The 23,406-nt window shown below is 46.3% G+C and carries 22 protein-coding genes; 20 read left to right on the top strand and 2 right to left on the bottom strand.

The features are described 5' to 3' along the window. The first annotated feature begins 69 nt into the window (after nt 1-69). The 10 genes from VB077_RS13385 (at nt 70) to VB077_RS13430 (ending at nt 10,061) form a co-directional block, all read left to right on the top strand. A complete protein-coding gene (locus VB077_RS13385; protein WP_323415752.1) occupies nt 70-1,002 on the top strand; it encodes a cation diffusion facilitator family transporter in 933 nt (310 codons plus the stop codon). Between the two features lie 221 nt (nt 1,003-1,223). Next, complete coding sequence (locus VB077_RS13390; protein ID WP_323415753.1) at nt 1,224-1,604, top strand: PBECR2 nuclease fold domain-containing protein; 381 nt, start codon at nt 1,224-1,226, stop codon at nt 1,602-1,604. 592 nt (nt 1,605-2,196) lie between these two features. Further along, complete coding sequence (locus VB077_RS13395) at nt 2,197-2,703, top strand: nitroreductase family protein (RefSeq protein WP_323415754.1); 507 nt, start codon at nt 2,197-2,199, stop codon at nt 2,701-2,703. Between the two features lie 571 nt (nt 2,704-3,274). Then, nucleotides 3,275-4,303, top strand: coding sequence for an anthranilate phosphoribosyltransferase (trpD, locus tag VB077_RS13400; protein ID WP_323415790.1), 1,029 nt, complete (start codon nt 3,275-3,277; stop codon nt 4,301-4,303). Then, nucleotides 4,300-5,103, top strand: coding sequence for an indole-3-glycerol phosphate synthase TrpC (gene trpC, locus VB077_RS13405; RefSeq protein WP_323415755.1), 804 nt, complete (start codon nt 4,300-4,302; stop codon nt 5,101-5,103). The genes trpD and trpC overlap by 4 nt, the downstream gene beginning before the upstream one ends. 99 nt (nt 5,104-5,202) lie before the next feature. Then, nucleotides 5,203-5,940: a phosphoribosylanthranilate isomerase gene (locus VB077_RS13410; protein WP_323415756.1), complete on the top strand. Its 738-nt coding sequence runs from the start codon at nt 5,203-5,205 to the stop codon at nt 5,938-5,940. Next, a complete protein-coding gene (gene trpB, locus VB077_RS13415) occupies nt 5,933-7,108 on the top strand; it encodes a tryptophan synthase subunit beta (protein ID WP_323415757.1) in 1,176 nt (391 codons plus the stop codon). Before VB077_RS13410 ends, trpB begins: the two co-directional genes overlap by 8 nt. Nucleotides 7,109-7,147: 39 nt before the next feature. After that, on the top strand, nt 7,148-8,041 hold the full coding sequence (trpA, locus tag VB077_RS13420) for a tryptophan synthase subunit alpha (protein WP_323415758.1): 894 nt from the start codon (nt 7,148-7,150) through the stop codon (nt 8,039-8,041). Next, nucleotides 8,038-9,498: an anthranilate synthase component I gene (trpE, locus tag VB077_RS13425; RefSeq protein ID WP_323415759.1), complete on the top strand. Its 1,461-nt coding sequence runs from the start codon at nt 8,038-8,040 to the stop codon at nt 9,496-9,498. The genes trpA and trpE overlap by 4 nt, the downstream gene beginning before the upstream one ends. Continuing rightward, a complete protein-coding gene (locus VB077_RS13430) occupies nt 9,495-10,061 on the top strand; it encodes an aminodeoxychorismate/anthranilate synthase component II (RefSeq protein ID WP_323415760.1) in 567 nt (188 codons plus the stop codon). The genes trpE and VB077_RS13430 overlap by 4 nt, the downstream gene beginning before the upstream one ends. Nucleotides 10,062-10,130: 69 nt before the next feature. Here VB077_RS13430 and VB077_RS13435 read toward each other — a convergent pair whose 3' ends face one another. Further along, complete coding sequence (locus tag VB077_RS13435; protein ID WP_323415761.1) at nt 10,131-10,673, bottom strand: Uma2 family endonuclease; 543 nt, start codon at nt 10,671-10,673, stop codon at nt 10,131-10,133. A 438-nt stretch (nt 10,674-11,111) separates the two neighbouring features. Between VB077_RS13435 and VB077_RS13440 the strand changes: the two genes are divergently transcribed. The 4 genes from VB077_RS13440 to VB077_RS13455 all read left to right on the top strand — a co-directional run bounded on the left by VB077_RS13440 (nt 11,112) and on the right by VB077_RS13455 (nt 15,026). Continuing rightward, entirely contained in the window at nt 11,112-12,419 is a 1,308-nt protein-coding gene (locus VB077_RS13440; protein WP_323415762.1) for a putative DNA modification/repair radical SAM protein, read from the top strand. Then, complete coding sequence (locus VB077_RS13445; RefSeq protein ID WP_323415763.1) at nt 12,398-13,183, top strand: TIGR03915 family putative DNA repair protein; 786 nt, start codon at nt 12,398-12,400, stop codon at nt 13,181-13,183. The genes VB077_RS13440 and VB077_RS13445 overlap by 22 nt, the downstream gene beginning before the upstream one ends. A gap of 205 nt (nt 13,184-13,388) precedes the next feature. Then, nucleotides 13,389-14,576 carry a PLP-dependent aminotransferase family protein gene (locus tag VB077_RS13450; RefSeq protein WP_323415764.1) on the top strand — a complete coding sequence of 396 codons (1,188 nt, stop codon included), beginning with the start codon at nt 13,389-13,391 and terminating at the stop codon, nt 14,574-14,576. A gap of 297 nt (nt 14,577-14,873) precedes the next feature. Then, nucleotides 14,874-15,026, top strand: coding sequence for a hypothetical protein (locus tag VB077_RS13455; RefSeq protein ID WP_323415765.1), 153 nt, complete (start codon nt 14,874-14,876; stop codon nt 15,024-15,026). A gap of 139 nt (nt 15,027-15,165) precedes the next feature. Here the strand turns inward: VB077_RS13455 and VB077_RS13460 are convergent, their stop codons facing one another. Further along, complete coding sequence (locus tag VB077_RS13460) at nt 15,166-16,326, bottom strand: acetamidase/formamidase family protein (RefSeq protein ID WP_323415766.1); 1,161 nt, start codon at nt 16,324-16,326, stop codon at nt 15,166-15,168. Nucleotides 16,327-16,743: 417 nt separating this feature from the next. Here VB077_RS13460 and VB077_RS13465 point away from each other — a divergent pair, with 417 nt between their 5' ends. From VB077_RS13465 to VB077_RS13490, 6 genes are all read left to right on the top strand, one after another. Next, complete coding sequence (locus tag VB077_RS13465; protein ID WP_323415767.1) at nt 16,744-17,532, top strand: hypothetical protein; 789 nt, start codon at nt 16,744-16,746, stop codon at nt 17,530-17,532. An 87-nt stretch (nt 17,533-17,619) separates the two neighbouring features. Then, nucleotides 17,620-18,270 carry a class I SAM-dependent methyltransferase gene (locus VB077_RS13470; RefSeq protein WP_323415768.1) on the top strand — a complete coding sequence of 217 codons (651 nt, stop codon included), beginning with the start codon at nt 17,620-17,622 and terminating at the stop codon, nt 18,268-18,270. A 28-nt stretch (nt 18,271-18,298) separates the two neighbouring features. Next, on the top strand, nt 18,299-20,560 hold the full coding sequence (locus tag VB077_RS13475; protein ID WP_323415769.1) for a cell wall-binding repeat-containing protein: 2,262 nt from the start codon (nt 18,299-18,301) through the stop codon (nt 20,558-20,560). Between the two features lie 135 nt (nt 20,561-20,695). Further along, nucleotides 20,696-21,277 (top strand): class I SAM-dependent methyltransferase, encoded by a 582-nt coding sequence (locus tag VB077_RS13480; protein ID WP_323415770.1) that lies wholly within the window; start codon nt 20,696-20,698, stop codon nt 21,275-21,277. Nucleotides 21,278-21,533: 256 nt separating this feature from the next. Further along, the gene (locus tag VB077_RS13485; protein WP_323415771.1) at nt 21,534-22,232 is read left to right on the top strand and encodes a response regulator transcription factor; all 699 of its coding nucleotides are present in this window, start codon (nt 21,534-21,536) and stop codon (nt 22,230-22,232) included. After that, on the top strand, nt 22,225-23,301 hold the full coding sequence (locus tag VB077_RS13490) for a HAMP domain-containing sensor histidine kinase (protein WP_323415772.1): 1,077 nt from the start codon (nt 22,225-22,227) through the stop codon (nt 23,299-23,301). The genes VB077_RS13485 and VB077_RS13490 overlap by 8 nt, the downstream gene beginning before the upstream one ends. Nucleotides 23,302-23,406 lie beyond the last annotated feature (105 nt).

The following is a 23,406-nucleotide window of genomic DNA, read 5'->3' on the forward strand; positions in this document are numbered from 1 at the left end:
CATAGTACAACAAAGCCGGGGCAATACCCCGGCTTTACTAAAGAACATTGAATATCGGGGGAATATTGAATGGCTGAACATAGCATTTATCAAAGTCAAAAGAAGATCTTAATTTCAATAGGTTTAGTGGGTTTAATACTCGGCGTAAAATTGAGTTTTGCTTTAATAACGAATAGCCTTGCTCTTCTTAGTGACTCTTGGCATCTCGTCACTGATTTTGCCGCCCTGATTATCAGCTGGTGGGGGCTAAAAGTGACAACAAAAAAGGCGGATTACAAAAACACGTATGGATATTATCGTTATAGTGTGCTTTCGGCTTTGATCAATAATGTATCCCTCATCACCATTTCTCTCTTTATATTCTATAAAGCAATTGATCGTTTTCTGCACCCCGTCATCGTGGAGCCCCAAGGGATGATCTTCGTAGCTATTGCCGGGATGATCGTCAATCTGCTAATTGTTCTTAATCTGAGGCAAAACACGAACAACTTGAATGTAAAAAGTGCTTTCCTCCACTTCGCGGGTGATGCGCTCGCTGATTTGGGAGTGCTTATAGGCGGCATCGTGATTTACTTTACAGGGTGGTCTAAAATTGATACGTTACTCAGTGCGATCCTTGCCTGTCTTATCTTAAGAAATGCCTTTAAAATGACTTGGGAATGTCTGCGTATATTTCTGGAATCCGTGCCGGGCAATATTTCTATCGAAGATCTACGCTCAACAGTTTTAGCTCATGATGGGGTCCGGGGAGTAAGTGATATTCATGTTTGGGCGATTTCCCAAGAAGTAATAGCGATGACAGCTCATGTTTGGGTTAAGGAATTAAGCAGGGAGCAAACGGCCGATCTCTTACACACCTTTCAACATACGATCTACGATAACTTTGGAATAGCACATACAACCATTCAATTTGAGCATTGCTCGTGCAGCAGCTGTTTCCACAGTAAGATTGACCACAAAAATCAATGTTCGTTATGTATTGATATGTGTCCTACAGGATAGTACATTATTTAGAATAGGGGGGCCGCCATGGCCGGCGGCTTCTTAAAGTTAGTTTAACCATGGTCGAGAATCAAAAACTATACTTCCATCCTCCGCTATTTCTTGAATAAGGTTATAGATACTTTAGTATATCTAAATAAATAGGATATTTCCAGATACTGAAGGATTCTCCTTTTTTCTGTCGAAGCTTATTATTATAAAATCAAGATTTTGGAGAATTTATGGAGAAAAATTCGAATAGTTATGCTATAGTAGGAGTTCTTCAAGAAAAGTTTACTTCATTACTAAATTTGTCATTACCAGATGGAAATATTTATATGGCTCCAGGTGTAAAGAAGCATGTAAAGAAAAAACATAAAGATTTTCTAAAATACTTAGACAATATTTCTGATATAATTAATAGTCCGGATTACATCGGAGTAAATCCTAATGAACCGAATAGCGTTGAATTTATTAAGATATTTGATGATATAATACTCGTTTCTGTAAATTTATGCACTAATACCGAACAGCAGTATTTATATGTTTCAAGCTTATACGATATATCTAATGGGAAGCTACAAAACAGAATAAATAGCGGAAGGTTAAAGAAAATTGAATAATTGACTTCATAAATTTATTTAGGTATACTTATGTTGTAAATAACATAAGTTCATAAAGGATTGTTGAGGATCGGAAATGGCTCCCGACACGCTACCGTAAAGGTAGTTAACAGGTATGCAGGATACGCCGCCCTGCCTTCAATCCATAATACAATGCAGACCTTCGAGCAATCGGAGGTCTTTTCTCATTCCCTCCACTCTCTCCTGATATCCATAATCCTCGTGCTACTAATTCGATTATCCTCTTTAATGTTGCTTCTTTCATAATTGTTGCCATAAACATCACCTTTCTAACAGGAATAACCTTTTATTCTCTCCAAGGCATGGTATTTCCTCCTAGAAATATACTTTACTGGTTCATTATTACGTTTTCCTTAAAGAGAAAAGACGTCTATTCTATGTTGGAATGATGCGGGCTTAAAACTGGTAACTTTATGTACAATGGATTATTATCATAATAAACGGGTCCGTTTTCAAGACGGTTCACAGCGTTCCTTTATGAAAGATTTCTGTGAAAAACAGAAGTTGATCTGGGCTGATTAGAACGCTTAGAATAGATATCTATTAAGCAAAAGAGAAAGGCGGTAAAGTCATGGACATAATTAGGAATAGGAGAAGTATTCGCAAATATACGAATCAGGCAGTATCGAAGGAAACATTGCATGATCTTTTAGAAGCGGGAATGTGTGCGCCATCGGCAGGGAATGAGAGGCCTTGGCACTTTATCGTGGTTGAGGAGCGAGCTCAATTGGAAGAAATTATGAAGGTACATCAATATTCTCGAATGTTAAGTGAGGCCCGCTTAGCCATCGTTGTCTGTGCTGATCTCGCGACAGATAAATATCCGGGAAACAACTTCTGGATTCAGGATTGTTCCGCTGCCACAGAAAACATTTTATTAGCGGCGCAGGAAAAAGGACTGGGAACCTGCTGGTTGGGTGTTTATCCCGTTCAGGTTCGGGTGGATGGATTAAAGAAAATCCTGAATCTGCCGGAGAATGTCGTGCCCGTTTCGGCTATTGCAGTGGGTTATCCTGCGGAAAGCAAGAAGCCGATGGATCGTTATGATGAGTCAAGGGTTCATCGCGATCGCTGGTAAGCATAAAAAGAAAGGACCGGATTAATAACGGGTTCCGTTAAGGAATTCGATGATATTGGGTCGTACCCCCTCAAAATTCACAGAAAACGGAAGTTTTTCAAAAAATGACTTGACAGATTGAAAATGGACATTTATCATAAATGATAATTTAAGTCAAACTAAATACAAACAAACCTGTGATTAGGAGTAGTAGGTACGAGATTGGATTTTCAGAGAGCCGCAGGAGGTGGGATTGCGGCATGACGGTCTGTACTGAATGGACTTATGAGGGCAGCCCGAAAATTTTTGATCATGGCGATGAGCCGATGATCAAACGTGACTAGGAACTGACGGGATCTTCGCCTGTTACAAAGGAAGCGTGTATGATAGTACATGATATGAGCGGGCTTTTTTAGCCAATTTAGGTGGTACCGCAGGAGATATTTACAACTCTTGTCCTTTAGTTAGGACGAGAGTTTTTTATTTTCTAGCTATAGCTAAAATCCGAATTTTAATGTTTTTAAGAAAGTAAAAACGCGTAGCTCAAAAAACAAAAAGTAAAAAAGTAAGAGCAAAGGAGAGAACTACGATGATGATTAATAAGGCAGTCAAACAGATCATTGCCGGGAAAAACCTGACTGAAAAAGAGGCATTCGACGCGATGAATCAGATTATGGAGGGAAAAGCGACCGACGCCCAGATTGCGGCCTTCCTGATCGGGCTGAGAGTCAAAGGGGAGACGGTGGAGGAGATCACCGGGTGTGTCCGCTCCCTGAGCGAAAAGGCGAACCGGATCATCCCCCGGACCGAATTCTGCGTTGATCCGGTGGGCACGGGCGGGGATGGAACGAACACCTTCAACATCTCCTCGACTTCGGCGATCGTGGCCGCGGCAGCCGGAGCCTGTGTGGCTAAGCACGGCAACCGTTCCGTTTCCAGCCGGAGCGGCAGCGCCGATCTGTATGAAGCTCTGGGTGTGAACATCAACCTCAGCCCGAAGGCGGTGGAAAAGTGTATCTCCGATATCGGTTTTGGTTTCATGTTTGCCCCGACATTTCATCCGGCGATGCGTCATGCCTCTCCGGTACGGAAACAACTGGGGGTACGCACGGTATTCAATCTGCTCGGTCCGCTTTCCAATCCGGCCGGGGCGCATGGTCAGGTACTGGGGGTTTATGAAAAAGAAATCATGCCTTTCGTGGTTCAGACTCTGGCCAAATTGGGAGAAAAACACGCCCTGGTTATTCACGGCTCGGACCATTCGGATGAGATCACGATTACCGGCGAGACCTATGTATGCGAACTGAAAGACGGCGAGATCAGCGAATATATTATTTATCCCGAAGTATTCGGCTTGAAGCGGGCAACACTGGCCGACATCCAAGGGGGAGAGGCGGGCGAAAATGCTCAGATCACTTTGGATATCCTGAAAGGGGCCAAAGGGCCAAAACGGGACGAGGTTGTCCTGAATGCCGCGGCGACGATCTATGTGGGGCAACAAGCCGGGAGTCTGGCGGAAGGGATTCTGAAAGCGCAGGAGGTACTGGACAACGGTAAGGCGCTGGCCAAGCTGGAGGAAATCCGGAACTATACTAACAGCGAAGAGATCATGGCGTTATGAGCACAATTCTAGATAAGATCGCGGCCCGCAAGCGAATAAGGGTCGCCGAGCGGCTGCAAAAATGCTCGCGAGAGAGTCTAAAGGAACAGGCGCTTAACACCCCTCTGCTACGGACTTCATTTGCCGAGGCTATCGGCGGGACAGGACAGGTTAAGCTGATTGGGGAGATTAAAAAAGCGTCGCCGTCGAAAGGAATTATCCAGCCGGATTTCTTTCCCGCCGATCAGGCGCGGGCCTATGCGCAGGCCGGTGCCGCCGCCATATCGGTATTGACGGAAGAAGATTATTTCTTGGGTAAGGATGAGTATCTGGTCGAAGTGAGAAAAGCGGTTGATTTGCCTGTGCTGCGCAAGGATTTTGTGATCGATGTTTCTCAGATCTATGAAGCTCGCCTCCTGGGAGCTGCGGCGATTTTGCTCATTGCCGCCATGCTGGACGACCCAACGTTAAGCAGATTTATGGCGGAGGCGGAGGAGACGCACCTGGATGTGCTGCTGGAGGTCCATACCGAAGCCGAACTGGAACGGGCCCTGAAAGCCGGGGCAAAAATTATCGGGATCAATAACCGGGATCTCAACACCTTTGAAGTGAGGCTGGAGACAACGGAGCGGCTGGCGAAACTGGTCCCGGCCGGCCAAATCATGGTGGCCGAGAGCGGAATCCACAGTACTGGGGATATGAGGCGGGTTAAATGGGCCGGCGTCCAGGCCGTTCTGATCGGGGAAAGCCTGATGCGGGCGGCAGGCTCCAAAGGGTCGGTGCAGGACAAGGTGCGGGAACTGATGGGCCGGATAAATTGAGCAGGCCGGGTATGATGAACAGGTTGAGTAAGTGGAGAGAGCTGAACTTGTCGGTCATGGCGGGAGAGGGACCAATGGTGCAGGCAGGAGGCGAGAACAATGGTCAAAGTTAAAATTTGCGGTCTGCGACGGCCGGAGGATATAGCGGCGGCCAACGAGGTAAAACCTGATTATATCGGCTTTATCTTCGCTCCCAGCCGAAGAAGGATCACTCCGGAAGAAGCGGTCGGTCTGAACCGGCTTTTGAGTCGGGGGATAAAAAAGGTCGGGGTTTTCGTCAATGGGGAAATCGATTTTGTGGTGGCGACGGCCAAAAAAGTTAATCTGGATGTGGTTCAACTCCACGGAGAAGAAGATCATGACTATATCGCCGAACTGCGCCGCAGGTTGCCGGAACAGACCCGGGTCTGGCTTAAGATAGGGATGCCGGTCAAACGGTGCGATTCGGGTTTATCGGATAACGGAAGTACGGGAGGATCGGGCCGGGGTAGCACGGAGGGAAACAGAACGGTGAGTTTTGTATATGAACCGGAGGGCCTGGAAAATCTGGAGGGTGTGGACGCTCTGCTTCTGGACACCGCCGCAGGCCATGGCGCGGAGGCAGTGGGAGGAACGGGACAAACCTTTGCTTGGGATCTGGCCCGGGATCTTTGCCGGAAATACAAGGTGATCGTGGCCGGGGGGCTTTCCCCCGACAATGTGCAGACAGCGATAAAAACCCTGAATCCGTATGGTGTGGATGTGAGCACCCATGTGGAGACGGAAGGTTATAAAAATAAAGACAAAATGGCCCTGTTTGTGAGCAGGGTTAGGGAAGCGAGGCAGTACCATGGATAAAAAAGGACGTTACGGTATATTCGGCGGGCAATATTCCTCCGAAACCCTGATGCACGCCTTAGGAGAATTGGAGGAGGCCTACGCAGAGGCCCGGAAGGATCAGAGTTTTTTAGATGAGTTCCACGATCTGTTGAAAAATTATGCGGGCCGCCCGTCCCTGCTCAGCTATTCTCAGCGGCTGAGCGCAGACCTGGGGTGCCGGGTTTATTTAAAGCGGGAAGATTTGAACCACACGGGCGCTCATAAAATCAACAACGTGCTGGGGCAGGTGTTATTGGCCCGCCGGATGGGGAAAAAGCGAGTGATCGCGGAAACCGGGGCGGGGCAGCATGGAGTGGCCTCCGCGACGGCGGCCGCCCTGTTCGGGATGGAATGCCAAGTATTCATGGGGACGGAGGACATCGAGCGGCAGGCTTTAAACGTATACCGCATGCGCCTGTTGGGTGCGAAGGTGACGGAGGTCAAGTCGGGCACGGGAACGCTGAAGGACGCCACCAGCGAAGCCATGCGGGAGTGGGCGCGCCGCGTCAACGATACCTATTATGTGGTTGGATCGGCGGTCGGTCCCCATCCCTATCCCCTGATCGTCCGCGATTTCCAGCGCGTGATCGGGGACGAGATCAAAAGTGAGATGCTGGAGAAGGAAGGACGCTTGCCCGACGCCGTACTGGCTTGTGTGGGCGGCGGGAGCAATGCCATCGGGACATTTTATCCCTTTATTCAAGATAAAGGGGTGCGCCTGATCGGAGCGGAGGCCGGCGGGGACGGAGTGGAAACGGGCAGGCATGCCGCCAGCATGACGGGGGGGAGCGTCGGGGTCTTTCACGGCATGAAGTCATACTTTCTGCAGGACGGCGAAGGGCAGATCACGCCGGTCTATTCTATTTCCGCCGGGCTGGATTATCCGGGCGTCGGGCCGGAGCACGCCTGGCTGAAAGATACGGGCCGGGGAGAGTATTACCCGGTGACGGATCGGGAAGCGGTGGACGCCTTTGTGTATCTGGCCCAAAAAGAAGGAATTATCCCGGCGATTGAAAGCGCCCACGCCATCGCCTTAGCCCGCAAGCTGGCGGACCAGTTTAAACCGGAGAACATCATCGTTATTACGGTTTCCGGACGCGGCGATAAAGACGTTCAGTCCGTAGGAAAATACAGAGGAGAACTTTAAGCCAAACGTTAATAGCGTTAATAGATTGGAGGCAGGATGATGAACGAGCTAAACAGTGCACAGAACGGGATGGAAAGCGGCGGAAAAAATATCAAAAACCGCATTGAAAATAAATTTGCCCGATTGAAAGAGGAAAATAAAAAAGCCTTTATTCCTTTTGTGATGACCGGAGACCCGGACCTGGATACGACTTACCGGGTTGTGCTGGAAATGATTGAAAGGGGCGCCGCCGTGGTGGAGTTGGGAGTCCCTTATTCCGATCCTTCGGCGGAAGGCCCGGTGATTATGCGGGCCGACGACCGGGCGTTGCAAAAAGGAGTGCGGTTGAAAGACGTAATGAATATTGCAGTCAGGGTGCGGGAAAAGGACAATTCCACCCCGCTGGTGCTGTTGCTTTATTTTAACTGTATCTTCTGTTACGGGTCCGAACGCTTTTTTGCCGCATGTGAAGAGGCGGGGATCGATGGTGTGATTATTCCCGATTTGCCTTATGAGGAGCGGGATGAGATCGCGGAGTTTGCCAAGAGACACCAGATTATCATCATTTCCATGGTGACGCCGGCCTCCCGGGAACGGGCAAAAAAAATTGCCGCAAAGGCCAAAGGGTTTCTCTATTGCGTCTCTTCGCTGGGGGTGACAGGAGAACGGGCAGAATTCAGCACAGACTTTGCCGGTTTCTTTACCGAGTTAAACAGCTACTCCTCCGTACCGAAAGCGATCGGATTCGGTGTTTCATCCCCTGAGCAGGCATCATATTTGAAGGACTACTGCGACGGAGTGATTGTAGGCAGCGCGATTGTGCGCCGGATTGAGGAGGAAGCGGAGAAGGGCGGCGACGGCGGGAAGATCGCGAAAGAAATCGGCAGGTATACGGAGGAGATGTGTGCGGCATTAAGTCTTCCAAGAGAAAAGCAAAGGGAGGTTAAGTTGTGATTTATCCGACTTTGGAAATATACAATGAACTGTCGGTGTCCGCGCCGATCGTACCGATTACCTGTAAGCTTTCCGCCGATACGTTAACGCCCATTTCCCTGTTTCAAACGTTTGGCTGCCAGGCGGACAGCTTCTTGCTGGAAAGCGTGCTGGGCGGCGAACGCTGGGCCCGCTATTCCATTATGGGCAGGGCGCCGATCATCACTTTTGAGTGCGACCGAGGCGAAATAACTTGCTTTATCAAAGGACGAAAAAAGGAGAGCGGCGGAAATCCGGTCCAGGCACTCCAAGGGATCATGGTGGAGTTCTCCGGGGAAAAGTTCTCCTATGTCGAACCATTTTACTGCGGGTTGCTCGGCTATTTCGGTTACGACTTTATCCGTTATGTGGAGAAAATCCCCGATCATAACCCCGATCCCGTGAAAATGCCGGATTGCCGCCTGATGGCGCCGGGCGAGGTAATCGTCTTCGATCATCTGAAAAATGAGATTACCCTGATTGCCAATGCCTTTACGGAAGACGGAGCAGGGGCTTACGGCCGGGCAGTGCAGCGCCTGGGCCGAATCATCGAAGAGATTACGGCGGGAACGCCGTATAAGGTAAGCCATCACCATAAGGGAAAGCTGAATTTCCGGGCTGAGACAAGCAAAGCGGATTATTGCGCCGCGGTGGAACGGGCCCAAGCATATATCAGGGACGGGGACATTTTCCAGGTGGTTTTGTCCCAGCGCTTTCAGGCCGAATACACGGGTGATGCTCTGCCGATCTATCGGGCCCTGCGCAACGTAAATCCTTCCCCTTATCTTTTGTATCTGCAGTTTGATGACATGAACATCGTCGGCTCTTCGCCGGAAATGCTGGTGCGGGTGCGGGGCCATAAGATCGAGACCTGCCCGATTGCCGGGACCCGGAGGCGGGGAGAGACGGAAGCAATCGACCGGCAGTTGGAAGCGGAAATGGTGAGCGACGAAAAAGAGATCAGTGAACATTACATGCTGGTCGATTTGGCCCGCAACGACGTGGGCAAGGTGAGTGAATTCGGCAGCGTCGAAGTCAAAAATCCCGGCCATGTGGAGATGTATTCCCATGTGATGCATATCGTGACCAACGTGGGGGGGCAACTCAAACCCGGATTTTCTACGGTCGATGTGCTCACGTCCCTGCTGCCCGCCGGTACTTTGTCCGGAGCTCCGAAGGTGAGGGCGATGGAAATCATTGAGGAGCTGGAGTCTACCCGGCGCGGGGTATACGGCGGTGCAATCGGTTATTTGGGTTTTGATGGCAACATGGATACCTGCATTGCCATCCGCACGGCGGTCATCAAAAACGGCAAGATTTATATTCAGGCCGGAGCGGGCATTGTGGCTGATTCGGTGCCGGAAAAGGAATTTGAGGAAACGATGAACAAAGCGGGGGCACTGTTTGCGGCTCTGGATAAGTCGGGTGGAATGCTATGATCGTTTTGATCGATAATTACGACTCTTTCACATATAACGTGTACCAACTGGTAGGATGCTTAAACCCGGATATCCGGGTGTTTCGCAATGATCAAATGACGGTGGAGAAACTGGAAAAACTAAATCCCGACCACCTGATCATTTCCCCCGGACCGGGATTTCCGGCCACGGCGGGCATTACGCTTGAAGCTATCCGCCGGTTTTATCAAAAAATTCCGGTACTGGGGATCTGCCTTGGTCATCAGGCGATTGCGGAAGCCTTGGGCGGCAAGGTGGTTCATGCCCCGCAGCCGATGCATGGGAAACGGAGACGGGTGCAACTGGACCGGGATTGTCCGCTCTTTGCCGGGCTGCCGGAGACCCTGAACGTAGCCCGCTATCACTCCCTGATAGTGGATCGGGATACTCTGCCGGCTGAACTGGTGGTGACGGCCAGGGCTGAGGCAGGAGAGATCATGGGGTTAAGGCATAAGAATTATCCTTTATACGGTCTGCAATTCCATCCCGAGTCGATCCTGACCGAGCAGGGAGAAAGGTTCATCGAAAATTTCCTGCGCTTATGAAGTTGGCCGATGGTTTACGTTTTTGGCTATCTTAATACACTGTCTATTTTACGAAAAATGCGCAATGGATTAAGTAAAGAGATTTTCTAATTCTATACTTAAACCCTCAAATAAATAGGAATAAGCAATTTCTCGATATATCATCTGCTCATCAGTATTAAAATTCCAAACAGTGATAACTTTCGATATTGGATCTATAATCCAATATTCCTTTACGCCAGTTCTTTTATATAGATCAGCTTTCTTAATATTGTCAGCGTAGGCTGTAGAAGACGAAACGATCTCCACTATAATTGTCGGAATATCATCAATAAAAGTTAGATTGAGATCCTTATACTGACAAAATACTGAAATATCCGGGATTACATCCCCAATTTTTGTTTTATGCTCGTCGTAAAGCCTAACATTAATTCCTTGTAACATCTGGCATTTTTTATTCGTAACATACCCATCCAAAAATTTTGCCACTTTAAAACATATCCTTTGATGGAGAGGTGTGGGGGCCGGTGTCATATATACAACATTGTCGATTAACTCCACTTTATCATCTGTCTCTTCTCTCAGTTTAAGAAAATCCCTATCTGAAATATGTCTATTTTCTATGACGGTCATCTATCAGTCACCCCCTTTTACATATATTAACAATCAAATTATACCATAGATAAAATGTGTATTGCACCGGATTAACCCAGTCGTTTTTTGTTTATGCGTATTAATGAATTAAAGAAAAAGCAACGGACATCCCGAGGGGGGAAGGATACGACACTGAACGAACATTGCATTCTATCGATCGAACAGTGCATCCGGACTACCAACCGGACTGTGTTTTTATGTTCATTTAAAACAGTACCAGATTTAGTCAAGTTTGCAACCAGTCGAACAATATAATCAACTAAGAATCGCATTAAATCTGCCGATAAAAGTATCACGTATAGATAAAAATGTAACAATAAGACAAAAGTTGCTCGGTTAATTTAAGTATAAAACGAACATATATCCCTATTGCAAGAAAACGTGTTCTGTATTACTCTAATAATCGGAGGGATAAGCATGGATGTGTTTGATAAATTAACGATTTTAGCCGATTCAGCGAAGTATGATGTAGCGTGTACTTCGAGCGGAGTTGAGCGCAGCGGCAGCTCAACGGCAATAGGCAGTACGGCAGCCTGCGGAATATGCCACAGCTTCGCTGCAGATGGACGGTGCATATCTCTCCTGAAGGTTTTGCTGACCAATATCTGTGCCTATGACTGTAAATATTGTATTAACCGTTCTTCAAATGATATCCGGCGAGCAGCCTTTACGCCGAGAGAGCTTGCAGAGCTTACGATCAATTTTTATCGCCGCAACTACATCGAAGGACTTTTTTTAAGCTCAGCAGTTTTGAAAAATCCCAATTATACGACCGAACAGCTGATCCAAACCTTAGCGCTTTTGCGCGGAGAATATCATTTTGCGGGATATATTCATGTAAAGGCGATTCCCGGAACAGACCAGGAGATCCTGTCCCGGTTAGGATATTTGGCCGATCGTATGAGCATTAATATTGAGCTGCCATCCCGGGAAAGTTTGAAGCTCCTCGCCCCTGATAAGACCAAGGAATCGATTCTTCGTCCAATGGGGCTGATTAAAAGCAAGATATCCGAAAACAGTACCGATCTTGTTAAATACCGTCATGCTCCAAAGTTTGTCCCGGCGGGTCAGAGTACTCAGCTCATTGTGGGAGCAACACCGGATACAGACTACAAAATTCTAACCCTGACCGAAGGGCTGTATAAAAAGTATCAGCTTAAACGGGTCTTTTATTCAGCATACATACCTGTCGCCGAGCATCAACTCCTGCCGGCAATTAATATAAAACCGCCTCTTATGCGGGAGCACCGCCTTTATCAGGCGGATTGGCTATTACGTTTTTATGGTTTTGAGGCGCGTGAATTGCTGGATGAAGACAACCCGAACTTTAACTTATACGTTGATCCCAAGTGTAACTGGGCTTTAAATCACCTCGACCAGTTTCCTGTCGAGATCAATAAAGTCTCGTATGAAATGCTCCTGCGTGTTCCCGGAATCGGAGTAAAAAGTGCAAGGCGGATTTTGCGCGCACGAAAAGTAGCCCTGCTTGACTTTGCGGGCTTAAAAAAATTGGGCGTTGTCTTGAAACGTGCGCAGTATTTTATCTTATGCAAAGGGAAAATGCTTGAAGGGCTAAAGGTAACCCCGGATAGCACGCTGCGGGCGCTGATGTCGGATCGCGTGCTGTCCGGCCTTCCTTCAGAACAACCGGAACAGCTGTCCTTGTTCCAAGAACCTTTAATCTCCCGAGAGGATGTGGTTCAATGCCTGACGGGACAGATCTAGTTTACACCTACGATGGAAGCTTCGAAGGGCTCCTGTGTTGTGTTTTCGAAAGCTATGAGAAAAAGGAAATTCCTCAGAACATTCTCCCTCCGGATGGACAACCCGGACTTTTCGATGCTTGTAAATTCATTGAAACGGATCATGAAAAAGCGCAGCGCGTCTATGATTCTATCCCGATCAAGATATCTTTAGAAGCGCAGGAACTCGTGAAGCTCGGCTTCTTAACATGTGTCCATCAAAAGGAACTTTTAATCTTTCGCTTTTTAAGATTAGGTTATAAGGTTGGCGGGAGAATTATGAGCATGCTGACAGATGATACTGTGGATTCCCTGCAAAAAGCTGTGCATCACCTAACCTTTGAAGCGCATCGCTATAAAGGCTTTATCCGCTTTTCGATTTATAACGAGGCCCTTGTCGCTGTCATTGAGCCTAAAAACTTTGTCCTGCCTGTCATAGCCGCTCATTTTGCCAATCGGTTTAGAAATGAGGTCTTTATGATTTATGATAAAACGCATAAGTCAGCCCTTATTCATCAAGCGCGAAGAGTAGAGATAGTTGAGATCGATGATCTGGAATTACCGGAACTGGAAGAGAAGGAAGCAGAATTCCGACGTTTGTGGCAGCAGTATTATAAGACGATTGGCATCGAGAGCAGGTATAATCCACGCTGCCGTATGACATTTATGCCCAAGCGTTTTTGGAATCAGTTGACAGAGTTTTATCCTGAAAAAGAATTAACTGCGCGGAAACAACTAAAGGGATAAGAGAAATGATCGAGGGAAAGGTTTCCATTCTGTCAACCTTTCCCTCCGGGGCTGTTCCCAATGTCATCGGGATTTAATCATTTGAAGATATTAGAATATTATAGGATAGCTTGAATCCATATAAAGGAAGATAGACTTTCTTATAGAAATAATACATATGTTGTTAAAATACGTACAGTATTGCAGTATAAGCGGAGGCGTTGGCATGGAATATCAATATGCGAACAGGATGTCATATTTAAAAGCTTCAGAGATCAGAGAAATTCTGAAAATCACGGAACAACCGGAAATCATATCCTTTGCGGGTGGTCTGCCCGCTCCCGAACTGTTCCCCGTCAGGGAAATCATCGAGGTAAACAGGCGCGTACTGGAAGAAGACGGAGAGTCGGCCCTGCAATATACCACGACGGAAGGGTATGCGCCGTTAAGAAAATGGATTGCCGACCGGCTTAATTCAACCCGGGGCACAGACTTTGACGCTGACAATGTACTGATTACGCACGGGTCCCAGCAGGCTCTTGATTTATCCGGCAAGGTTTTTCTGGACGAAGGAGATTACGTACTTTGTGAAAGTCCGACCTATCTTGCCGCCATCAGCGCCTTTAAAGCGTACGGCTGCAACTTCAAAGAAGTTCCGACCGATGAACACGGCATGGTTCCCGCTGCGTTGGAAGAGATCATCAAGGTCACGGAGAAAGTAAAAATAATCTACATGATTTCTGACTTTCAGAACCCAACCGGAAGGTCTTGGAGTTTGGAAAGAAGAAAACAGCTTGCCGCGATTGCCGCCAGGCACAATATTGTCATTTTAGAAGACAATCCTTACGGGGAACTGCGTTTTGAGGGAGAAACCCTGCCTTCTGTTAAAGCTTTCGATCAGGCCGGCAGTGTCTTTTGTCTCGGTACTTTCTCCAAAATATTCTGCCCCGGATACAGGATCGGCTGGATAGCCGGGGATAAGGAAGCCATTGCCCAATACGTTATTGTCAAACAGGGCACGGATCTGCAATGCAATACCATTGCCCAAAGAGAAATAAGCAAATACCTGGAATTGTATAATATTGACGAACACATTGAAAAAATACGCAGGGTTTACGGAAAGCGGAGAGATATCGCCGTGCAGACGATGGAAGCTGAATTCCCGTCAGACGTTACGTTTACCAGGCCGCAGGGTGGGCTATTCGCCTGGGTCGAACTGCCGGAATCGGTCAACGCGCGGGATGTGCTCACCCGATGCTTGGAAAAAAAGGTGGCGTTTGTGCCCGGCGGATCGTTTTATCCAAATACGGCACGAGAAAATACTTTGCGCATTAATTACTCCAATATGCCGGAGAATAAAATCGTCGAGGGGATAAAGTGTATCGCAGGGGTGATTAAAGAATTCGTAAAATAGGGGCAGAAAGAAGGTCCGCTGCCGAGACAAAAAATTCTAAAAAATTCTGCTCTTAAACTCAAAGAAACGCGCAACACCGTGCGCGTTCTGCAAATGTAGCTCTATTATTAATAGAAAGTAAATAGACCCCCATGCCACTAGCTTGGCGTTAACAAAGAATGAAAACAGGATGAATGGTAATTAACATCATCTCCTTCATGACGGTGATCCTGTCGTCATCTGCGGACTTTTTATATGCTCTTTTAGGGGAAAAGGGATGTCTCGAAATAGGGTATGGATACGAGGAGTGTGATGATCATGATCAAAAGAAAAAGCACTTTGGATTATATCAAGGGGACTCGCAGAGCCTGGATGATCAATCCCCGCACCAGGGTTCAGGAGAACGATTTGAAAAATAAAAAGAAACGCAGACAGGAAGAAAAACGCTTGATAAAGGATGAATTTGAATGACGATAATCAAAGCTTTAGCCTTTTAATTTACTATACCCCGGAATTCTACCAGATAAGAGTTTTCAAGGCAGCCGCTTTTTCACGGCGCGCAGTAATAATGGAAAAAAATATGTGAAAAAGCGGGCATTATACATGGTGTTTACAAATCGTACTGGGTGGCGATCAGGTCATACAGACCCAGCTGCTGCAGCTTTTCCACCGGCGCCTTGAAAGTAGCGGTGACGGTGCCGGGAGCGCGACCAATTTCCGGTTCGCCGGTGATGGTGGTGCGGTTCATCACTTCGGCTACCGTCATATCCAGCAGGTGGGCGGCGCGCTCCAGCGCGCAGTCGATAGCCTTATTCATGTTTTCACCCGTGCCGACGAAACCGATGGGAGCGGATTTCTCCAGAGGCGTATCCCATAGCGTGGCTTGTTCCTGCGCAATAGCCTTCTCTTCCGCCGTCAGGGGCTTCGCCAGATAGGGCAGGTCTTCCGGCGTGGGCAGGAGCAGCGGCCCTTCGAGAGCCAGCCCCTTGATCACGGAAACCTGCAGCGTGACGATGCCGGAGACGTCACATGTGTGCCCGGCAATTTCGCCGTTGCCCTGCATAGCGTGCATGTCGCCGACATAAACGCCGCCGCCGGGCAGACGCACCGGCGCAATCAGCACGGCTCCGGGACGGACCCGGTTGATATCCATATGGCCGTCCGTCACATCTTTGAGCTGATCGGCGGTGATGCCGTATTCATGCGGTGCGTTTACCAGGAAGGCGCCGAAATCTCGCGCGTTGTGGGAATCGGGGGTATCCCGCACGGGCAGGGTGCCGAGCTGCCCCACAAACGGACGCACGCGCGCCACCAGGCCCGGGATGTCGCTGGGTGCCAGAGCGGCGACCGGATTCTGTTGGGAACGATCTGGAATCGCCTCGAAACGATAGGCATCCGCCGAGGCCTTTTTGACCGCCTGGGCGTTCAGCGTGATGCCCACCCGTTTCTTTTCATCGAAGGCAATGGTGTAACCGTTGGTAAAAGCAAAAGGTGCCGCTGGCGCACCACATTTATCGCAGCGGACCGCGTCGGGTCCGGTGCCTTCCAGGTGGGTCGGTGGATAAAGCGTGCCGCATTTCGGACACCTGCCGGCCACATAGGGGTCGCCGAGACAACGGTCAGCGTAGACCTTGTCGTTGCCGGAGGCCGTGCCTTGCGAGGTTACATGGATGGAGACGATGCGTATGGCGATGGCATCGCCGGGCTGAGCTCCCTCAACGGCGACCGGCTGAGCTACTTCGTGCCCGCCGCGGATGGCTGGCGTGAGCATCGGACCCCAGCAGCCCGGCGCCGTATTGGCTACTATGTAGCCCCCATCTTGCACCGGTCCTAGCATATGGGAACTTGGCCCCAATATGCCGTTTGTAAATGTGTTGACTGAAATGGTTCTCTCCCCCATAGTAATTCCCCTTTCATCCCTCGGACGGCGCAGCGCCGTTTCATGAATATTCCAAATTTTTATTATAAGGATTGCCCATATAAAGTTCAAGCCGCCGCGCCTTGCGAAGCCATGGGTCCGCAACTTCCTATAACACGTGGATTTCCTCGGGAATCCTGAGGACGTTATCTGGAATCGGAATTTCGGAGTAGACTACATGGAATTATCTTCAAATTGAGTTTACTTAGGTTATAATTAACTAACGAGGTGTTGCTGAATGCCAATAATTAAGTACAAATTGGAGAGAAAATGAAAAGCAGTCAAGCGGATTTAAAAAAACGGGGTTTCATTGATGAAACATGTGTGAAGAATTATTTGCACTTAACTTATAAAGAGTTATTGAATCTTATTACATCCCCAAGAGCGTTTGAAAGAACTGCAGCGGTAAAATTATTAAGCGATTATGTAGATTCCTTGGAAGAAGTAAGTGACATTCTTTTAATGACGCTTACTCAGGAAAAAAGTCTATACACAAAAATTGAAATATGCAAAGTGTTGGAGAATACGGGTGTCAGAACGGCAAGAAAAATGATCCGCTACTTAGGGAATGTTGGTAATAATCAATATCGGTATTTACCACAAGCTATTACAAAAAAATCTAGTTATCCCTTGCCGAGGGATATCATAGCTAGAACGCTAGGAAAAATGAGTATTGATATTTTGCCTGTAATGCTTGAAACTCTTGATCAAAGTGATACTAAAATAATTAGAGAGGTTATCGATGCCATTGGATATATGTGTTTTTATAATACTATTCCCAATAAGGGATATGTGATTGAAAAATTACTTATGTGTCTTGATACATACTATTACGATGATGTAATTAGATGGAAAATAGTAATGGCATTTTCTTCTCTTCGAGAGCAAGATGTTATTGATCGGCTTTGTACTATAAGTCGAATGGATAATAAAGAACTGATTAGAAATGAAGCAAAAAGATCGTTGGTTCTCATTAATAAGTTTATTAAGGAGCCGCGTCCGTCGGACTCTGAGTATGAGGGCGCTCGACTTTACATAACAGAGAATTCCCGACATTGAGTATCGATGCATGTGGTTCGAGCGTGTCTGGAATTCTCAAAACGTTATACACATCGAACAAGGATCGTAGGGGAGTGACGAGTTTCATTGGATAAAACAAAGAGGACAATTGAAACCTACAATTTGCATGTATGTTCTTATGAAAATAAGTTTATGGATTTTTCCAATTACATAAAGAAAGTAAAGGCCTTCTGTAGCCAATTGGAACCTGGGGCGAGAGTTCTTGATGTGGGATGTGGTCCGGGAAATGTTGAAAAGTTGTTAATTGAATCAGGGAAAGAATTCAAGATTTTGGGCATAGATCTAGCTGACGAAATGATTAAACACGCAAGAACAAATATCGTTTCTCCAGGTGTCGAGTTTATAGTAGGTGATATTAGAAATATCGGGTTAGAGGCGGGGACATACGACGCAGTTATAGCTTCTTTTTGCCTTCCCCATTTGACAGACAAGGAAGCAGAAAAATTAATTCAAGATATTAGCAGAGTTTTATGTGATGGTGGACTACTCTATCTGAGTTGTATGGAAGGTAATAAGTCAGGCTTTGAATCTACTAGTTTTAGTTTCGGTGATTACATATATTTTAATTATTATTCGGAAGAGTTTATACAGAGAATGTTACGAAAGAATGGTTTAGAGATTACAGAGCTTAAACGGGAAATCTATCTTGAAAGCGATGGCAGTAAAACGACTGATATGTTCTTCTTTGCTCAAAAGCAGTTTAGATTAGGTGACTGACTATCCGGGAGAAGGGAGATCGAATTTCATGAGGAAACCTTCAAAAATACTGTCTTTAGTGATGGCTGCTGTTTTGGCGGGTGAGATCTTATTTCCTACGGCTATAGCGAATGCGAGTGAAAATGCAGGTACAAGCAGTAATATTCCGGCTTTGGATCAGGTTGAAAGACTTGCGGGCAGCGATCGTTACGCAACTGCTGTACAAATATCAAAAAGTGGATGGACGCAAGCCGATACAGCCGTTTTGTCCTCCGGAAACGATAATAACCTAGTGGACGCCTTAACGGCTGCTCCTTTAGCTGCAGCCAAAAAGGCGCCGCTGCTTTTGACCCAAGGGGATGCTCTTAATAGTTCGACAAAGGCCGAACTGACCCGTCTCGGAGTAAAGACGGTCTATGTAACGAGCGGAATTGGCGTTATTTCGCAGGCAGTTCTGAATGAACTTATGAAAATGAACATCAAAGTGAAGCCATTAGGTGGATCGGATCGCTTTGCCACATCGATTAATATTGCCAAAGAAGTGAATTCAGCCCCTAGTTCTTTGGTGGTAGCAACAGCCTTCAGCAACGCCGATGCTTTATCAATAGCGTCGATTGCCGCAGCCCATCAATTTCCCATCCTTCTCACCAATCCCGAGTCGCTTACTGACTCTGTAAAAACTTATATCAACGGTATTAAATCCGGTCTAAATCAAACCTATGTTTTAGGAGGAGAAGGAGTGATCAGTGAAACAGTCAAAACTTCTCTTCCTAATTCTAAACGCTTGGCTGGTTCGGATCGCTTTGCTACCAATATCGCCATTCTGAAAGAGTTCGTCGGCGATTATAAGTACGATAAATTGTATATTGCCAATGGAACAGATGAACATTTAGTCGATGCGCTGGCTGGTGCTCCCCTTGCCGCCTTGACTGCTTCCGGATTAATGCTGACCGATACAACGATGCCGGCTGCTTCCGCTGAATACGCTAAACTTAATTTATCTCCGAATCTTGTAGCCTTGGGCGGCGAATCGGTCACCCCTACAGCCTTGTTCACCGGACTGGCACCATCGCTTGTCCTTGCTGACGATAATGCAGTACAAGGGCCGAGTGCGCCTTCCGCTCCGGATCAGCGAACCGGGTCTGTTAAGATTACCGGAAAAAATGTTACCTTGCAAAATACAACCGTAAGGGGAACCGTTTTCCTTGATCCCGGAACACGAGGAACTGCAGTTTTAAATCATGTTCAAGCCGATAAGATTGTTATCCTTTCCGGTGATACAAACAGTATCCGACTGAATAATGTTACAACCGATCTATTAATTGTTTCAAGTCCCAGTAAAGTACAGATCGATTTAACAGGTTCTACGCGCATCGAAAATACTCTCGTCAACTCCAGTGCAATTCTCAATGCAGCCGGCGGAACCGCAGGTTCAGTTCGATTAACCCAAATAGCGAACCAAACATCTGATATGGTAGTGCAACTAAGCGGAACGTCCCCGGAAAAAGTTGCGGTGGAAGCCGCAATGACTTTAAAAGCAGCTAATAATGCGGGTATCAGCAATGTTGAAATAACCCTGCAAAACAAAGATCAGCAAGTGAACCTCGAAGGTGAGTTTGAAAAGGTTCAGGTGGGTAGTGAAGGAAAAATAAATCTAGGTTCTTTTACAACGATAAAAGAATTAGTAAGCAATGCTAAAGCGGACATTTCTGTTCCGACAGATTCCCGTATCATTAAATATACGGATAATGGCAAAAAGGGCAGTGGAGGAACTGTCAATGGTTCGACGGGTGTCCCTGCTGTTAGCAAGATTACAGTGACCTGTGATGGTAAAGGAACGGTTGTGAATGGCTATCCCCTCCAAATGAAGGCAACGATCATGCCAAGCAATGCAGCAAATCAGGAGATTATTTGGTCTTTGCTTTTTACAACCGGTGGCAATGGAATAATCAACCCGGATACTGGTATGTTTGTTGCAACCGAAGTGGGCTCTGTCCGGGTAGTAGCCACTAATGCAGCTTCAGGAGTGGTTGGGACGAAAGATATTACGGTTATTAATGCTTATCAAACTGTACCCACAGAAAATTTAACGGGTGTTGCGCCATCAGCCTATGGAAAAAGCGATGGAAAGATTATGGGCACAACAAGCGCTATGGAATATAAGTTGTCAACCTCTTCAACCTGGACGCGTGCAACAGCACCGGCAATTACGGGTTTGTCAGCAGGCACTTATAATGTAAGATATGCTGCCCAAAAAGGCTATAATGCCGGAGGGACGATAAATGTCATAGTGGAAAACGGTCCCAAGTAATTTCCAGGTAAAGAGTCTCCGACTAGGTTATCATGATGATCTCGTCAAAAAAACTTCAGAAAGTCTTTAGTTTTTTCCTCCCTTTTTCTTTAGTTTTCTGGGATATGATTAATCCCGTTGAAAGGGAGTGAAAACATGGAGTTAATTAAATCAAATTTACAATTAACATTAGCCGAAAAAATAACTTTTTTAATTAAATTTCTAAAGTCACCTTGCCAAGTAGGCAGTATCACCCCAAGTTCAAGATTTCTTGCTGTAAAAATGCTGGAGCCTATAGATTGGCAAGCTGTTGATGCTGTGGCAGAATTTGGCGCTGGTACGGGCGCTTTTACAAAGTATATTCAAGCCGTAAAAAAACAAAATTGTAAGGTCGCAGTCTTTGAAAAGGATGATAAAATGCGTAATATGCTTCGCACTTTGTGTCCTGATCTGAATTATTTTAAAGATGCCGCCCGCCTGTCCGAAGCAACCCGATCAATAGGTTTGGATTCCCTGGATGCGATTATTTCCGGACTACCCTTTGCCCTTTTTGCCGAAGACATGAGGGAACAGATTATCGACGAGGCTATCCAATCATTAAAACCCCAAGGAATCTTTGTCGCTTTCCAATATTCTCTCCAAATGAAACCTCTTCTGTCCCGTAAATTCTCTCAAGTTAAGATTTCTTTTGTTCCTCGAAATATCCCGCCTGCATTCGTTTATGTCTGTCGCAAGTGAGAGGAGGAACTGCCGGTAGTCCGCCATCTTGCACCTTATCTTGTAGGTATCAGCAAAATGCCATACCGCAAATATGTGGCTTATGCTTATTCAGCAGGATCGGTATGGACCTTAATCTGTTTTATATTCTGTTTTATATTAGGAAGGTTATTTGGGAATGATATTGACCAAATTGCTCAGATGGTCACAGGGTACGGATTCTATGCCCTCGCCATCTTATGTGTTTCAGGTTTTATAGGCTGGAGAGGGGGTTATTATGGAACAACCGACAATCGTAGTGATTGATGATGATGACGCAATTAAAAATCTCATCGGAATCTACCTGCAAAATGAAGGCTTCCAGGTCATCAAAGCCGGGGATGGCTTGGAGGCTCTGGAGATTCTCGCCAATGCCCAAGTCCATCTGATCATTCTAGATATCATGATGCCAAAGATGGATGGTATCGAGGCTTGTTTGAAAATCCGTGCTGAAAGGGACGTTCCTATTATTATGCTCTCGGCCAAGACTGAAGACATGGATAAAATACATGGACTCAGCGTAGGTGCTGATGATTATATGACTAAACCTTTTAATCCCCTGGAATTGGTCGCCAGGGTTAAGTCGCAGCTACGGCGTTATTTGCGTTTTACCCATGCCGATGAATCCGATATCAATCCATCTGAACTTGAGGTAGGTAATCTCCGAATTAATACATCAACACATCAAGTTCTAGTTAAACAACGGGAAATTAAACTTACTCCCAAAGAGTTTGCTATTCTAGAGTTGCTTGCTCGTAACCGGGGGATGGTCTTTAGCGGTGATCGAATATATGAACTGGTTTGGCAAGAACCAATGCTTGAATCAGAAAATACCGTGATGGTTCATATACGAAATATCCGCGAGAAGATAGAAGATAATCCTCGTAAGCCCCGGTATATTAAAAATGTTTGGGGAGTTGGATATAAACTTGATTAGAAATAAGGTAAGAACTAAAATCAGTCTGCAACTGCTTCTCGCCATTGGTATTAGCTTTATTGCCTCATTTTTCGTATGGATAGTTATTGCCTATTATATCTCATGGGATATGACGAATGTGCGTTCATTCAGCCCAACTTTTTATAACACCGTGCTATTGTTTATTTTCCTAATTTGTATCGGAATTTTCATTTTTACTTTTTTGATGCTGATTAACAAAAAAATAAGATACCTTAGGTATCTTTCTGGACGGGTCAAGGAAATTGCCCACGAAAAGTTTGGTTCCGTGATTGAAATTCGAGGTAATGATGAAATTTCCGAACTTTGTATGAGTATAAACTCCATGTCCAGGGAACTTAAGCATAAACTAGAACATGAACGGGACGTAGAAAGAAGCAAAAACGAATTGATTAGCGGTATCTCACATGACTTAAGAACCCCCTTGACCTCAATCAAGGGGTATCTCCAATTGCTAAAGGATGAGCAATATGAGACCCCAGAACAACTTTCGAGTTACGTTGACGTTGCCTTTAGCAAGACCGAAATGTTGGAGAGTTTAGTTGACGACCTCTTTGAATTTACAAGACTTACGGGGAAAGAAGTTAAGCTGGAGTGCCAAAGATTATGTCTTAACGATATTATTTATCAACTTGTGCTGGACTATGGTCCTTTATTTCAAAAAGAAAATCTTTTTTTACAAGCATCAATTCCTGATGAGAAATTTTTTGTCCGGATTGATCCAGATAAATTTGTACGAGTTATTGAGAATTTATTTGGCAATGCCCTAAAATACAGCCATAAACCTGGCGATGTCTTGATCAGCCTTTATCCTGATACTCAAGGTGTAAAGATGACGATTAAAAATCATGGAGAGGCCATCGAGCCCGAAAACCTCTCCCATTTATTCGATCGGTTTTATCGGCTGGAGAAATCTCGTTCCAAGGAGACCGGGGGTGCAGGATTAGGTCTTGCCATTGCCAAAAGTATTGTTGAACTTCATTGCGGGAAGATTTGGGCTGAAAGCCAGAAAGAGACCATTTATTTTAACGTCTGGCTGCCTTTGGATTAAGACACAAAATTGTTTAGTGCTTCATGCGAGCGAAGGCGTTGCGGCGACGTTCGCGTTCATAAGATGAGCGAATTTGGCGGGGATTAAATTGGGTATTAACGCAGC

This window comes from Desulfitobacterium sp., from assembly GCF_034927245.1.
GTDB lineage: Bacteria > Bacillota > Desulfitobacteriia > Desulfitobacteriales > Desulfitobacteriaceae > Desulfitobacterium_A.